12 protein-coding genes are annotated in these 14,205 nt (G+C 37.6%); 10 read left to right on the forward strand and 2 right to left on the reverse strand.

Going from position 1 to position 14,205, the window contains the following annotated elements; all coding sequences use genetic code 11:
• Positions 1-58 precede the first annotated feature (58 nt).
• From ACFPYN_RS00780 to ACFPYN_RS00795, 4 genes are all read left to right on the forward strand, one after another.
• Positions 59-493: a MarR family winged helix-turn-helix transcriptional regulator gene (locus ACFPYN_RS00780; RefSeq protein ID WP_377731972.1), complete on the forward strand. Its 435-nt coding sequence runs from the start codon at positions 59-61 to the stop codon at positions 491-493.
• Between the two features lie 7 nt (positions 494-500).
• A complete protein-coding gene (locus ACFPYN_RS00785) occupies positions 501-2,069 on the forward strand; it encodes an MDR family MFS transporter (protein ID WP_377731973.1) in 1,569 nt (522 codons plus the stop codon).
• Positions 2,070-2,340: 271 nt separating this feature from the next.
• Positions 2,341-3,258, forward strand: a complete 918-nt coding sequence (locus ACFPYN_RS00790) for a DMT family transporter (RefSeq protein ID WP_377731974.1) — start codon at positions 2,341-2,343, stop codon at positions 3,256-3,258.
• Between the two features lie 468 nt (positions 3,259-3,726).
• Positions 3,727-4,674: a nuclease-related domain-containing protein gene (locus ACFPYN_RS00795; protein ID WP_377731975.1), complete on the forward strand. Its 948-nt coding sequence runs from the start codon at positions 3,727-3,729 to the stop codon at positions 4,672-4,674.
• Positions 4,675-5,077: 403 nt separating this feature from the next.
• On the opposite strand, the gene ACFPYN_RS00800 is transcribed toward ACFPYN_RS00795, so the two are convergent.
• Positions 5,078-5,305, reverse strand: coding sequence for a hypothetical protein (locus ACFPYN_RS00800; RefSeq protein ID WP_377731977.1), 228 nt, complete (start codon positions 5,303-5,305; stop codon positions 5,078-5,080).
• 57 nt (positions 5,306-5,362) lie between these two features.
• The gene (locus tag ACFPYN_RS00805) at positions 5,363-5,917 is read right to left on the reverse strand and encodes a helix-turn-helix domain-containing protein (protein WP_377731978.1); all 555 of its coding nucleotides are present in this window, start codon (positions 5,915-5,917) and stop codon (positions 5,363-5,365) included.
• Between the two features lie 294 nt (positions 5,918-6,211).
• Between ACFPYN_RS00805 and ACFPYN_RS00810 the strand changes: the two genes are divergently transcribed.
• From ACFPYN_RS00810 to ACFPYN_RS00835, 6 genes are all read left to right on the forward strand, one after another.
• Positions 6,212-6,871: a GntR family transcriptional regulator gene (locus ACFPYN_RS00810; protein ID WP_377731979.1), complete on the forward strand. Its 660-nt coding sequence runs from the start codon at positions 6,212-6,214 to the stop codon at positions 6,869-6,871.
• Between the two features lie 6 nt (positions 6,872-6,877).
• Positions 6,878-8,047, forward strand: a complete 1,170-nt coding sequence (locus ACFPYN_RS00815; RefSeq protein ID WP_377731981.1) for an aminotransferase class I/II-fold pyridoxal phosphate-dependent enzyme — start codon at positions 6,878-6,880, stop codon at positions 8,045-8,047.
• A 31-nt stretch (positions 8,048-8,078) separates the two neighbouring features.
• Entirely contained in the window at positions 8,079-9,698 is a 1,620-nt protein-coding gene (locus ACFPYN_RS00820) for a M20/M25/M40 family metallo-hydrolase (protein ID WP_377731982.1), read from the forward strand.
• Between the two features lie 421 nt (positions 9,699-10,119).
• The gene (locus tag ACFPYN_RS00825) at positions 10,120-11,169 is read left to right on the forward strand and encodes an S-layer homology domain-containing protein (protein WP_377731983.1); all 1,050 of its coding nucleotides are present in this window, start codon (positions 10,120-10,122) and stop codon (positions 11,167-11,169) included.
• A gap of 108 nt (positions 11,170-11,277) precedes the next feature.
• Positions 11,278-11,742: a VanZ family protein gene (locus ACFPYN_RS00830; protein ID WP_377732622.1), complete on the forward strand. Its 465-nt coding sequence runs from the start codon at positions 11,278-11,280 to the stop codon at positions 11,740-11,742.
• A gap of 257 nt (positions 11,743-11,999) precedes the next feature.
• The gene (locus ACFPYN_RS00835) at positions 12,000-14,171 is read left to right on the forward strand and encodes a 5'-nucleotidase C-terminal domain-containing protein (RefSeq protein ID WP_377731984.1); all 2,172 of its coding nucleotides are present in this window, start codon (positions 12,000-12,002) and stop codon (positions 14,169-14,171) included.
• Positions 14,172-14,205 lie beyond the last annotated feature (34 nt).

Raw genomic sequence — 14,205 nt, forward strand, 5'->3', positions numbered from 1 at the left:
GCGTAGTATATGCACTTAGTTAAGTTGCTAAACTATTTAAAGTTGAAGGAGTTATACGATGAATGAAAGAAAAGAATTAATAGTTGATTTTACGAAGTCATTTCGATATTTAGTCCGTACAGTTAGACAAGATTTTGCTGTCGAATTTGAAGGATATATTCCATATAATGAATTTACAGTTTTAAGAGCATTAGAGGATGTACTTACGCTCAGAGTTTCAGATGTAGCACGCAGATTAAACGCAACAAACAGTTATGTCACGTTAACCAGTGAGAAATTAGTGCAAAAAGGATATATCATTCGTGAACGCAGTAATGCAGATCGGCGGACAGTTTACTTAACGTTGACCAAAGAAGGCATAGATCTTGTGAAAAGAATGGATGAAATCGTCTATGCCTATTACGACAAAACATTTGGTGATATATCAAATGAAGAAATGATTACCGTGATGAATATTCTAGAAAAAATCAAGCCTATCGAAAGAGAGGTTTGATTGTCTATTGGAACATTTAAAACATAAAGAAAAAGTAACGATTATGATTGCCATTATTGGGGCTCTGTTTTTCGCTGCAGTCAACCAAACAATAGTCAGTAATGCTTTGCCTAAAATCATTTCTGATTTAGGTGGCTTAGATTACTATAGTTGGGTCTTTACAAGTTTCATGCTGACGAGTTCCATTATGACTGTCGTAGCAGGGAAACTTTCCGATATATATGGAAGAAAGCCATTTTTCTTAATTGGTATATTAGTTTTTTCAATAGGTGCATTTTTGTGTGGAACCTCTGAAACCATTGTTCAGTTGATTATTTATCGCGCAATACAAGGAATAGGCGCTGGGCTTATTATTCCAACAGCTTTTGCCGCAGTCGGAGATTTATTTGCACCTCGTGAACGAGGGAAATGGCAAGGTATTATGAGTTCAGTGTTCGGGGTATCAAGTGTACTAGGACCTACAATCGGTGGTTATATTGTTGATAATCTTGATTGGAGATGGGTGTTTTGGGTGTTCTTACCGCTGGGCATCGTAGCCTTTATATTGATATTAAAATTATTCCCGAAAACAGAACGTCGACAAAATGAAACGATTGATTACTTAGGAACTCTTTTCCTTAGTGTCACATTGAGTTCGATGTTGCTCGCATTTTCATGGGCTGGTACTCAATACGAATGGTCTTCTCCAATGATTTTGTCGTTGTTCGCAGGATCCATTGTTTCACTAGCATTATTTATATGGGCGGAAAAACGTGCAAAAAGCCCAGTTTTACCTCTTCATTTGTTTAAATATGCAAACTTTACGTACTCAAACATCATTGGATTTGCTGTAGGAATTGGGATGTTTGGGGGACTTATGTATGTTCCATATTTCATTCAGGGAGTTCTTGGATATTCTGCAACCCACTCTAGTTTAATCTCGATGACCATGACACTTGGATTAGTGGGAGCGAGTGCTTGGGGTGGAAATCTAATAACAAAGACAGGGAAATATAAGCGTCAAGCGACTTTAGGTTTAACAGTATCTGTTGTGGGACTTCTTTTGTTATCGCAAATGGATATGAATATTTCACAATGGCAATTAGTCCTTTATTTAATTCTAGTTGGATTTGGTATAGGTATGGGGTTAACGGTTTTCACATTAACTGTTCAAAACTCAGTTGGACAAGAATATTTAGGAGTGGCAACAGCTTCTACTCAATTATTCAGATCAATTGGAGGGACAGTCGGAGTAGCTCTCCTGGGAACGGTATTGAATACAACGATGAAAGAAAAAATGACTTCATTTGATTCAAGTCAAGTACCAGACGAATCGAAGGCAACATTAGCTAAATTCCAAGATCCTAATCTATTATTAGATCATACGCAAATTGATGACATTCGAGGGCAATTACCTGAACAAATGTTACCCCTGTTTAACGAATTAATGTTGCATTTACAGGTAGCCTTAACCCATGCTTTATCAAATGTGTTCTTATTAGCAGCAATTGTTATGGCCATTGCAGCAATCCTAACTTTCGCCATTAAGGAAGTACCACTTCGAAGTCAAAACGAAACACGCAAAGTAGAAGAATAGGTCATATTTCAAGATAAATGCTGACAGTAGAGTATCCATGTGGATGCTCTCTTTTAGTTATAATAGGTAGTAAGAAGATTTAGCAGCTTTTTTGTATCAGCTTAGGATTAACCAAGTGCTCTGAGGAAATTAAAATCTTAGTTTATGAAACAACTTTATTTTTAAGTCACTAATAAGTAACGAGATGTATTCATTTACTTTAGTTGAATAAAGTATTAAGATGGGAATATTGTTTTTCGGAATGCGAAGGAAATGGTGAGGTGATAACCACGTGAAACAATGGAAGATTTATGGAATACTCGTTTTTGTCATGTTCATTTGGGGCTTTAATTTACCAGCCGTAAAATATTTAGTGAGTGAAGTGCGTCCTGTCACAGTGTCAGCGTTTCGTATATTTCTAGCCAGTTTAACCGTCTTTGCCATCTTAGCTAGCCTTCGAATGGTGAGAAAACCAACGAAACAAGAATGGAAATTTATTTTCTTGGGGGCACTCCTCAATGTAGTATTTCATCACTACTTTTTATCGATTGGACTATCGATGACTACAAGTTCGAATGCTGGGTTAATACTTGGAACTGGTCCCGTAATTACCGCTGTTTTAGTATCGTTAATTATGCGAATTTATCCATCTCGCTTGCAATGGGTTGGCGTTCTACTAGGGTTATTTGGCGTCAGTGCTACAGTTTTAGCGGCAGGAGACGGGACTTCTGGATTATCTTTCGGAGACGCTTTCGTTTTCATCTCCATATTAGCGCAAGTATTTAGTTATTTGGTCATTAGTAAAGCTGCGAAAACGTTAGATCCAAGATTGCTCACTGCTTATATGTTCTTAATTGGATCAATTGTCTTGTTCATTATTAGTCTAATTCAAGAACCAGGAGAGATTAAAGCATTCTTCGATGTAACACCAATGTTTTGGCTCGCGTTCTTTGGAAGTGGCATGATCGGAACAGCAGTAGGTCACATGCTTTACAACTACTCAGTCGGGCAAGCAGGACCTTCAAAGGCAGCCATTTTTATGAACTTGAATACGTTGTTTACATTAGTAGGGTCTTCTGTATTTTTAGGCGAAGTCATCTCGAGTCGACATATATTTGGGCTCGTTTTAATTGTAGGTGGAGTTATTTTCGGTTCTGGTGCTGCAGAAGACATGTGGCGAAAGCACAAATTAAAAAAATCCCCATCATAATTATGAGAGTCTTCCACTTCGGTGGACGGCTCTTTTTTTGAATTCGCTCATAGTCGACACAGTCCCGCTGATAGTCGACAAAGATGCGCCGATAGCCACGTCTTTTGAACTGATAGGCGACAGAGAACCGCTGATAGTCGACAAGAAACCGCTCATAGGAAGAGCAACTTGAGTCCCTATAATTGAAAAGCTGAATTGTTAAGGACATCCACTGAAGCTGGATGTCCCCATTTTTGTTAGAAACGCTCATAGAAAACAACAGTCAATATAAATTTGTACTTATTTTGGTTAAAACGAGAATAAAATTATGTAGTTCTTTATATGTGTTTTTGATCAAGACATTTTAATTTTGGCTATTAAAAGTGGTTGGAATTCAAATTATCATCGTAAGGATAATCCAAAATGAAGTTTTATTGGATTTGTATACAATTTTTTAATTGTGATACATTTTCTTAAAAGGAGAATTTCATGATTATAAAAAAGAGATCTGCTCAATTAAATTTCTTGGGTCAAGCAGCATTAAAGAAGAGGCTTGATATAGGCCACTTTAGGTTTAATGAAGTGGAGAACAACTACTTTAGATCGAAAGCGGGTGTCTCTGGTGAAGATTTTGTTGATCAACAATTGGCACGTTATGAACACCCTGAAACTCATTTTATTATTCACGATTTGCATTTAAAAGCATCATCATTTTTTCAGATTGATAATCTTTTTGTGACTCAATCCTACGCATTAATTATCGAAGTGAAAAATATTAAACACACGGTAGAATTGATGCAAAACCCTCATTATATGAAGCAAACAAATCCAGAAGGTAAAGTAGTTATCATGGACAGTCCAGAAGAACAGTTAGATAAAAATATCATCTGGTTAAGGGATTGGATGTTAAGAAGAAATTGGTTTTTGCCAGTTGAAGGAGTAATCGTTTTTACAAATTCAGATTCTCATATCATTCCAAATAACTGTAAATACGATATTGTCAGACCCCGTTATTTAACAAAAAAGATTAGAAAAATGACGACGAGTAGAGAAGTTCTTAGCCAGGAGGAACTAATGAAGCTAGGCGAGGAATTTCTATTGAATCATAGGGAGTATGAACATAAAGCATTGCATGCAAAATATAATCTTAATTCTGCAGATATCATAACAGGAGTCGAATGTCCGGTATGTTTTGAAATCGGTATGAAGTGGTCGAAGAGAAAATGGATCTGTTCCAATGACCACAGCTCCAAGAACGCACATCTTCAAACATTAGACGATTATTTCTTTATATTTGGACCAGAAATTAACAACACATTCCGAAGATTTTTTCATATCAAAAGTAAAGACGTAGTAAAACGAATGTTAAAAAAGATGAATTTAGTAGAGGTCGGTAAAGGAAGATGGCGAAGATACCGCAAGCTTTTATCAAAATAATTGAAAACCAAACTTGTTAAGGACATCCACAGAAGCTGGATGTCCCCATTTTTTATTAAACCGCTGATAGACGACAGAAATCCGCTGATAGTCGACACGAAATCGCTCATAGCAAGAGCAACTATAAGTCACCATAATAAAAACCAAACTTGTTAAGGACATCCACTGAAGCTGGATGTCCCCAATTTTGTTGAACCGCTGATAGACGATAGAAAAACGCTGATAGTCGACACAGATTCGCCGATAGCCACGTCGTTTGCGCTGATAGACGACAGAGAACCGCCGATAGTCGACAAGAAACCGCTCATAGCAAGTGCAACTATGAGCAACATTAGCAACTATAAGGAACTATAAAAAACTACACAACAAAAAACCACTTCCAAATGGAAGTGGTTTTTACTACTCAGTAACTACGTTTATTCATTGTGTCTGCAACTTTGTAGGCATCGTAGATTCCCCAAATCCAAACTAGTGGGAAGGTGATGAAACCGATTAATACAAACATTAATGCAGAATTGATGAGTTGAACGACAATTAAGATTAAGCCTTTCATTAATTGTCCGTTATATATTTGTCCGACGCCGGTCCAAAAGAAACTTAATACAGCGGCAATGCCAGGGTTTTTTAACATAAAGTATTCCTCCTAAATTTTCCGATACTATGTATACGGATGAAAAGGTAAAAAGTTTCAAATAGGATCTGTCATGGCCCAAATAGCTATGGAAGGTTGTGAACTCGTGTTTACAAAACGATGAGGCAGATTACTATTAAAGTAAATGCTATCACCTTCATCAAGTTCATAGAATATGCCGTCAACCTCAACTTGCATTGTGCCCGTTAAAACAACACCGCACTCTTCGCCTGTATGAAAAACTAAAGGGTTATCCGAAATTTCACCAGGATCTAAAATCAATTTAAATAGACAGAACTGCTTACCATTACTCGGTGAAAGAACTTTATAGGTGGTGTTAGGACGAATTCGTTTCATCTCAACTTGTTCATTCTTACGGATAACAGTCACTTCTTGTTGATCATCTGCCTCGAAAAATGTGAAAATGGGCACTTTTAAACAATGACTCATTTTCCATAATGTTTCTAACGATGGTGAAACTTGTCCACGCTCTATTTGAGAAATCATACTCTGACTGACTCCAGCTTTTTTGGCTAAATCATCCGCAGTGAATCCTTGAGATTTGCGTAAATGTCTTATTCTTTTGCCAACTTCCTCTTTTGGAAAGTCCATTTAACCAAACCCCCATAATTCGTTATCAATTATTAATCTTACTTCTATTTTACACATTTTTTAACAAACCAACAGGAAAATATTAAATATTCTTAATTCACAAATAGTTACTAGGATATATAGTCATCTGTATTCTAGATTGAGCACAAGCATTTCACTCAGATGAAGTCAGAAGAGTCCATCGTTTTACAAATTAACGCAAAGAAAACCCCTATACATACCTAACCTTGTAAGCTATAATTCGCATATACTGTATACAGAATACAAAGACTGAAAGAAAGTAGTTGAACCGCGTTGAGAAAGATTAAAAAGCCTGAATCACTCGCGGATCAAGCATATAACTTAATTCGCAAAGATATTCTTACAGGAACATTGGCACCTAATGAAGAACTTCGTGAAGAAAAGTTCGCTATGGAACTCGGAATTAGCCGAACACCACTTAGAGAAGCAATTCGTCGTTTAGCTACGGATGGACTTGTCGTTTTACAAACAGGCAAGCCAGCCATTGTTTCGTCATTCACTAAAGAAGATGCGCTTCACCAAATGGAAGTACGCAAATTGCTCGAAACTTACAATATTGAACAAGTTGCCAGTTTCGTAACACCTATATTCATAAATACCCTAAAAGATAATCTCAAACACCAAAAACGTGCAGCTGATAAAAATGATTTCCACGAATTCATTGATTTAGATCGCGAATTTCATTTAATATTGGCCAATCAAAATCCAAATAAAAAGTTACGAGAAATGATTCATACGATTAATACTGGCGTAAACCGAGCCTTCCTCATCCTTGCGAATACGTATCCGATTTCTGCAATGGAAGCTAGTGGAGAGCATGAAAATATCGTCACTGCTCTTGATGAAAAAGACGAAGTCGCTGCAACAAAAGCCATGCTGGAACATATGGATAATATCGAAAGAAGATTTCTTCATTACTATAAGAGGGGTTGAAGAACCATGCCACTTACGATAAACGACCGAGTCACTAAAATTGCTGTTTCAGGCATTCGACAATTTTCTAATCAGCTAGTCCATTATCCTGATGCAGTGAATTTAACTGTAGGACAGCCAGATTTCCCATCACCTGACCGAGTAAAACAAGCGGGGATCTTTGCAATTGAGAACAACCTTACCGGATATTCTCATAATGCCGGTCTGATCGAATTACGAAGCGCAGTCAGTCAATTCTTCAAAGAAAAATATAAGTTTACTTATAAAGCCGAAACAGAAATCATCATCACTATCGGGGCTAGTGAAGCCATCGACAATGTATTTAGAACGATATTGGAAGAAGGGGACGAAGTCATTTTACCGGCTCCTTGCTACCCAGGTTACGCCCCAATCATTACGATGTGCGGTGCAAAAGTAAAGTATCTCGATACTTCTGATACTGGCTTAAAACCTTCTCCCGAACGCTTGAAAAGCTTGATTACAGAGAAGACGAAGGCGGTTTTATTTAATTTTCCATCGAACCCAACTGGTATCACCATTGATTCACAGGAGATGGATGCCTTAGCTGAAGTGTTAAAAGATCAAGAAATTTATATATTATCTGATGAAATTTATAGTGAAAACACGTTCTCAGGCGAACATCGTTCATTTGCGTGTTACCCAGAATTGCGTGACCGCTTATTCCTCATTCATGGGTTATCAAAATCGCATTCCATGACAGGTTGGCGCATCGGCTTTTTATTAGGTCCTGAAGCTCTCATGCAACATTGTATAAAAATTCACCAATACAATTCGGTTTGCGCACCACTTCCAAGCCAGCATGCGGCAATTGAAGCACTCGGGATGAGTAAAGATGTACCTGCAGAAATGAATAAAGAATATGTCGTACGTCGAGATTATATATATGGTCGCCTAACTGATATGGGGCTCGATGTCGTGAAACCAAACGGAGCATTTTACATTTTTCCTTCTATTAAAGAATTTGGTATGACATCATTCGATTTTGCAACAAAGCTCCTTAAAGAAGGTGGCTTAGCTTGTGTGCCAGGAAGTGCATTTAGTGAATATGGAGAAGGTTTCATTCGGATTTCTTATGCATACGCCATGCCTGTATTAGTCAAAGGAATGGATCGATTGGAAGCGCATGTTAAACTACTAAGACAACAGCAACAGTGAACCAATAGACGTAGTAAAGGGGAGTAGCATCATGACAAAACTTATGTGGTCAACACCAGAAACGCTCCGCTCATTATTATGTGAAGTAGTAAGTTGGAAAAGTATGACTCTATCTGATGGTGAACGTGAATTTCCCTATAAAATTCAATCAAAACTTCAGGATATTCCATATTTCAAAGAACATTCTGATCTGATTGAACTGACAGATGCTGACCAGGGACGCAAATTTCTATCTGCGTTTTATAAACATGAGAAGGCTACAGAAACGATTGTCTTAATTAGTCACTTCGATACCGTCAATACGGAAGAATACGGGGACCTTGAGGCATTAGCCTTCGAACCTGAAATGTTAACGAAAGCATTGCATGATAGAAAAGACGAATTACCAGATGAGGCACGAATCGACTTGGAATCAGGCAATTATTTATTTGGTCGAGGCACGATGGATATGAAAATGGGACTCGTTTTACACATGAGTTTAATTGAGAAAGCTAGTAAAGAACAATGGCCAATCAATCTCATTTTGCTTACGGTGCCAGATGAAGAAGTGAATAGTTCTGGAATGAGAGCTGCCGTTTCTAAATTAAATGATTTACGCGATCAACATGGGTTAACATATAAACTATTTTTAAATAGTGAACCGATTTTCGCTCAACAACCTGGTGATGAAAACTATTATTTATATACAGGATCAATTGGCAAAATCATGCCGTCTGCTCTTTTTTATGGAATGGAAACACATGTGGGTGAGCCACTCAGTGGCATTACAGCCAATTATATTGCGTCCTATTTAACCCAACGAATGGAGTTCAATTCTTTATTCCAAGAAACCGTTTTAGGTGAAACGACGCCATTACCAGTGACCATTCAACAAAATGACTTGAAAATGGAGTATTCTGCGCAAACTTCTTATCGAGCAACAGCACTGTACAACGTGTTTTTAATGAAACGCAATGCAGCACAAGTGATGGAGTTATTTGTTCAAGTTGCAAATGAAGCAGCTAATGATTGTAACGAAAACTATCAACGGATTTGCTCACGCGAAGGGGTAGACCCAGTAGGCGAAATTAAAGTATTGAAATATGAGCAATTATTAAAGCATGCAGTTGAAAAATTCGGTTCAGATTATGTAGACACAGTGAAGACTACTGTCCGCGACCATATGGAATGGGATGACCGTGAAAAATCATTCCGCATTGTTGATACTCTCATGATTCAGTGCCAAGAACTAGCACCAGCAATGGTCTTACTCTATGCGCCTCCATATTATCCAGCAGTTAATACGAGCGATGATCCGTTAGTAGAGGAATGTGTTGAATTTGTTAAGCAATTCGGTGCTTCTGAGCTTAATCTTTCTATCGAACGCCTTCATTATTTTAACGGAATTTCTGATCTTAGTTATGTTAATTACGAAGATAACGAAGGTGGATGGCAAGCGTTCGAAGCGAATACACCAGTATGGGGAGACACCTACTCCATCCCATTTGACGGAATGAGTGAACTGAACGCTCCAGTATTAAATGTTGGACCATTTGGAAAAGACGCTCACAAAAAGACCGAGCGCCTGCACATTCAAAGTGCCTTCGTCGAATTGCCAATATTACTCGAAAACATGGTCAAAACCGTCCTTTTTGAAAAAATAGAAGCATAATAAAAAGAAGGCCACTTCGACTTAGAGGGGTCTTCTTTTCGTTATGCGCGGGGATTTATCGTGACTTGCGCGTGATATATAGGGAGTTGAGAGAGTTAAATCGTGACTAGTCATCATGATATCGTGAATAGACGGATTAGCACAATTGAACGTGATTGGAATCGTGCCATTTGACCAGCCAAATGGCACTTTGCTGTGGTGATAGGTTTATTAACATGACTTGAGTATAAATTAACATAGATTATTTGAATGTGATGTTCCTAATAAATGGATGTATTCTATATACAAATACCTTCGAAATATACCTGAGTAAAAATACCTATTTTATAGAACCATCTTCCTGTTCTTTCCTTGTAACCCATTCTCCTCATTCTATTAATTCATTTTTTTGATAGAGTTATAAGAGGAAGGAAGTGGAAAGATGAAACAGATTAAATTTTTCATGGCAGGAATACTCTCTTTATCTTTGTTCATTCCAACAAGTATACTTGCTGCTGGGTTTCCTGATGTTTCGACAAACCATTGGGCATATAACTCGATTGACAAGCTTTCAAATGCCAAAATAATTAATGGATATAGTAATGGGACATTTGGTCCTGAAAAACAAGTTAACCGTGCAGAAGCAGCCAAAATATTGGCAAGCGCTTTAAAATTACCGCTTGAATCAACGTATAAAACGAATTATGAGGATGTTCCTACAACGCACTGGGCTTTTAAAGAAATTCGTGCTTTAACAGAAAAAGGCATTTTTTCGAATGCCTCAGAATTTAATCCGGACGCTCCACTAAGTCGAGCACAAATGGCTAAGGTGTTAGTTGTTGCCTATCAAATCAAAATGGACGACAATCACCAAGTAACTTTTAACGATGTTCCACAAGATAATTGGCATCCGTTTATAACCACGTTGGCGGAAGTTCAAATTTCTCAAGGAGTGACAATCAATTCATATAATCCATATGGAAAAGTGACACGTGCTCAATTATCTGCGTTCGTTGATCGTTCGATGATATGGGATCAAAAGCGAGATTCTAGTGTCATTAAGTATGAAGTGACGAACAAAATGTATGTTGATTCTTCACGTACTATAAACAGTACAGCAACAGAAACTGCCCACTTGGTAAATATTGAACGTGCCAAAGCCGGACTCCCAACATTAACACTGGATGCGCCATTGTCAAAAATTGCAACACTCAAGTCTGAGGACATGGTTAAAAGTGATTATTTTAGTCATACATCTCCAACCTTTGGTGCCCCATGGGATATGGCGGAAGAGTACGGATACAGTTACAAAAGTTTTGGTGAAAACATTGCTTACGGTCAACGAACACCTGAAGAAGTCGTAAAAGCTTGGATGAATTCCCCTGGTCATAAAGCGAATATATTAAATAGGGAATATACAAATATCGGAGCCGGTATTGCTAAAGATGCCAATGGACGTATATATTGGGTTCATATGTTTTCTAGTAAGTAAGAGAAATTAGAGAGACAGTCTATGTCAAAGACTGTCTCTTTTCTTTGGATTATTATTTGTCTTCCACATTTATAACCAGTATAAGGGTAATGTGCTAAACTAGTGAGTATGAAAAAATATATTTTATTTATCCTCATCCTACTCGTACTTTTTTACTCTTCAGCGCAAACATACGAAGAACAATCAATGATTCCTGATCTTATGATGTGGCTTCCTGGAGAACCATTTAAAGGCTTTTTATCTCTTTTCCAAATCCCATATTGGGGAACAATCGTGTCAGTTGAAGAACGTGGTTATCATGCATTTATCGAATTTCTTTTGAGAAAAGGAGCCCATATTGCAATATTTGGTGCTTTGGCGTTTGCTGCTTACATCATGTTCCGTCGCATTCGTATTGCCTTTATCCTAACGGTAGTCCTTGCGATTGCTGATGAATATCACCAATCCTTAACTGGGGGACGTACTCCTACAATTCATGATGTAATGCTAGATTCTTTTGGTGCAGCATTAGCATTAACAATGATATGGATATACAAGAAATATCGACAACCAATCACTAAAAGATATAATTAAAATGTAAAAACCCTTTAGACAGTTCAAAAGTCTTGTGGGTTTTTATTTTATTTAATGGGTCTAATTTCACTTAATAGTAGTTTAATATAATACAATAGACTCGGTTATTAATCGTTTTTAGATAAATTATGTAAACGTTGTCATATTAATTCTAAAGATTTTGTAAATTGACTATTTTATTCAGATTATTTTTGGTAAAGTAATATTGTAAGAGGTCTAATCTATTACCGCACGTATAAAGAGGAGGAAACTTATTCATGTCTAACAAAAAATTTATTGCTTCTACAATTACAGCAGCAGCTGTAGCGGCAGCATTCGTACCTGCAGCATCTGCAGATGAAGTTGCCTTTACTGATGTTAGTGATCGCTACGCGGAAGCCGTTAATTTCCTAGTAGGAAATGGTATTACAAGTGGTAAGTCTACTACTGCATTTGGTACTTCTGAGAAAATCTCACGTGTGGATGCGGCAGTCCTAATTGCAAATGCATTAGGTGCAGAAAAGGATGCTACATATGAAGATTCTGGATTTACAGATGTGCCAGCTCGAGCTAAATGGGCAGTTGATGCATTGACAGAGTGGGGCGTAGTAAACGGGTTCGATGAAGACACGTTTGGTGCTTACAGTCCTTTAACACGTAATCAAGCGGCTATGATTCTTGCAAATGCAGCTCAATTAGACGTTAATTTAAACGTAACAAAAACTAAATTTACAGATGTAAATGATCGTTTTTCACCATATGTAGATGCTCTTGTAAAAGCTGGAATCGCATTTGGTAAAACAGATACACAATTCGGTGCGAATGATAATGTACAACGCGGTGAAATGGCTTTATTCATCGAACGCGCGAAAGAGCATTTCGGTTATATGGACTTAATGGTTATGCATACGAATGATACTCACGCATACTTGGATAATGCACCTCTTCGTGCAACAACTGTTAAAGAAATTCGTGCAGCTTATGACAACACATTATTACTCGATGCTGGAGATGTATTCTCTGGAGATCTTTACTTTAATAAATACCAAGGTGAAGCTGATTTAGCCTTCATGAACTATATTGGCTATGATGCAATGACTTTTGGAAACCATGAATTTGATTTAGGTTCAAGTGCAGCTGGGCATCAAGCATTAGCAGATTTCATTGGTGGTGCAGAATTCCCACTTGTATCAGCAAACGTAGATTTCTCGAAAGATGATTTATTCGATGGTCTTCAAAAAAATGTATATACATCTGATTACAACAATGGTGAAATTTACGATGGTGTAATTGCAAATGTAAATGGTGAAGCAGTTGGGATTTTTGGACTAACGACTGAAGAAACAAAAAATATTTCTAGCACTGGTGAAGTAGATATTACAAACTACATTGATGCTGCCAACGAAGCTGTAGCTGCTTTTGAAGCAAAAGGTGTCGATAAAATCATCGCTATTACTCATATTGGTTTCGATGATTCCGAGAAATTTGATAATGATAAATTATTGGCAGAAACTGTTGAGGGTATAGATATTATTGTAGGCGGACACACACATGCGAAAGTAGAAGAGCCTTTCGTATCACAAGAATTTGCAGCTCCAACAATCATCGTACAAGCAAATGAATACGGTAAATTCTTAGGTACGCTAGATGTTTCTTTCAATCCATGGGGTGAAATCACATTATATGCAGGCGAATTGCTAGACACTTCTAAAGACATCACACCAGATCAAGGTGCGGTTAACTTGTTGGCACCATACAAAGCTGGAGTAGAAGAACTTAAAGCACAAGAAACTGGCGCAGTTGCAAAAGTTGCATTAGACGGTAGCCGTATAGCTGATAATGCAGATGGGTCGGGTGTTCGTTCTTCAGAAACAAACTTAGGTAACTTGATGACAGATGGTATGTTAGCAAAAGCTAAAACGATTAATTCTAAAACAACGATTGCTATTCAAAATGGTGGGGGAATTCGTGCCTCAATGGACCAAGGTCCAATTACGGTTGGTGAAGTATTAAAAGTAATGCCTTTCGGTAATGCTTTAGCAATCATGGAAGTAACTGGTAAAGAATTACTTGGAGCTCTTGAAATTAGTGTAAGTCAAGCACCAAAAGAAAACGGTGGATTCCTTCATGTTGCAGGTATGAAATTCAAATACGACAGCACTAAAGTGGCTGGAGAACGTGTTACTGAAGTTAAGGTTCTCGAAGGCGCAGATTATGTGGCATTAGACGAAGCTAAAACATACACAGTAGCAACAAATTCTTTCACTGCTAAAGGTGGAGATGGTTTCACAATGTTTGGTAAAGCTTATGCTGAAGGTCGCGTTTCTGAGCCAGGATTTGTAGATTATGAAAACTTCATTGAATACATTACATCTTTAGATGAAGTAAACCCAACTGTTGAAGGTCGCATCGTCGACGTTAGCAAGGTTGCAGCAACATTAGCTAATTAATAACTAAAAAAATCCTGATCAGCATTTGCTGGTC

It is taken from the genome of Paenisporosarcina macmurdoensis (assembly GCF_042658845.1).
Lineage (GTDB): Bacteria > Bacillota > Bacilli > Bacillales_A > Planococcaceae > Paenisporosarcina > Paenisporosarcina macmurdoensis.

What these genes read in the sequence shown, in the direction of transcription:
- ACFPYN_RS00780 (WP_377731972.1), top strand. Translation starts at nt 59, where the DNA reads ATGAATGAAAGAAAAGAATTAATAGTTGATTTTACGAAGTCATTTCGA.
- ACFPYN_RS00795 (WP_377731975.1), top strand. Translation starts at nt 3,727, where the DNA reads ATGATTATAAAAAAGAGATCTGCTCAATTAAATTTCTTGGGTCAAGCA.
- ACFPYN_RS00800 (WP_377731977.1), bottom strand. Translation starts at nt 5,305, where the DNA reads ATGTTAAAAAACCCTGGCATTGCCGCTGTATTAAGTTTCTTTTGGACC.
- ACFPYN_RS00805 (WP_377731978.1), bottom strand. Translation starts at nt 5,917, where the DNA reads ATGGACTTTCCAAAAGAGGAAGTTGGCAAAAGAATAAGACATTTACGC.
- ACFPYN_RS00815 (WP_377731981.1), top strand. Translation starts at nt 6,878, where the DNA reads ATGCCACTTACGATAAACGACCGAGTCACTAAAATTGCTGTTTCAGGC.
- ACFPYN_RS00820 (WP_377731982.1), top strand. Translation starts at nt 8,079, where the DNA reads ATGACAAAACTTATGTGGTCAACACCAGAAACGCTCCGCTCATTATTA.
- ACFPYN_RS00825 (WP_377731983.1), top strand. Translation starts at nt 10,120, where the DNA reads ATGAAACAGATTAAATTTTTCATGGCAGGAATACTCTCTTTATCTTTG.
- ACFPYN_RS00830 (WP_377732622.1), top strand. Translation starts at nt 11,278, where the DNA reads ATGAAAAAATATATTTTATTTATCCTCATCCTACTCGTACTTTTTTAC.
- ACFPYN_RS00835 (WP_377731984.1), top strand. Translation starts at nt 12,000, where the DNA reads ATGTCTAACAAAAAATTTATTGCTTCTACAATTACAGCAGCAGCTGTA.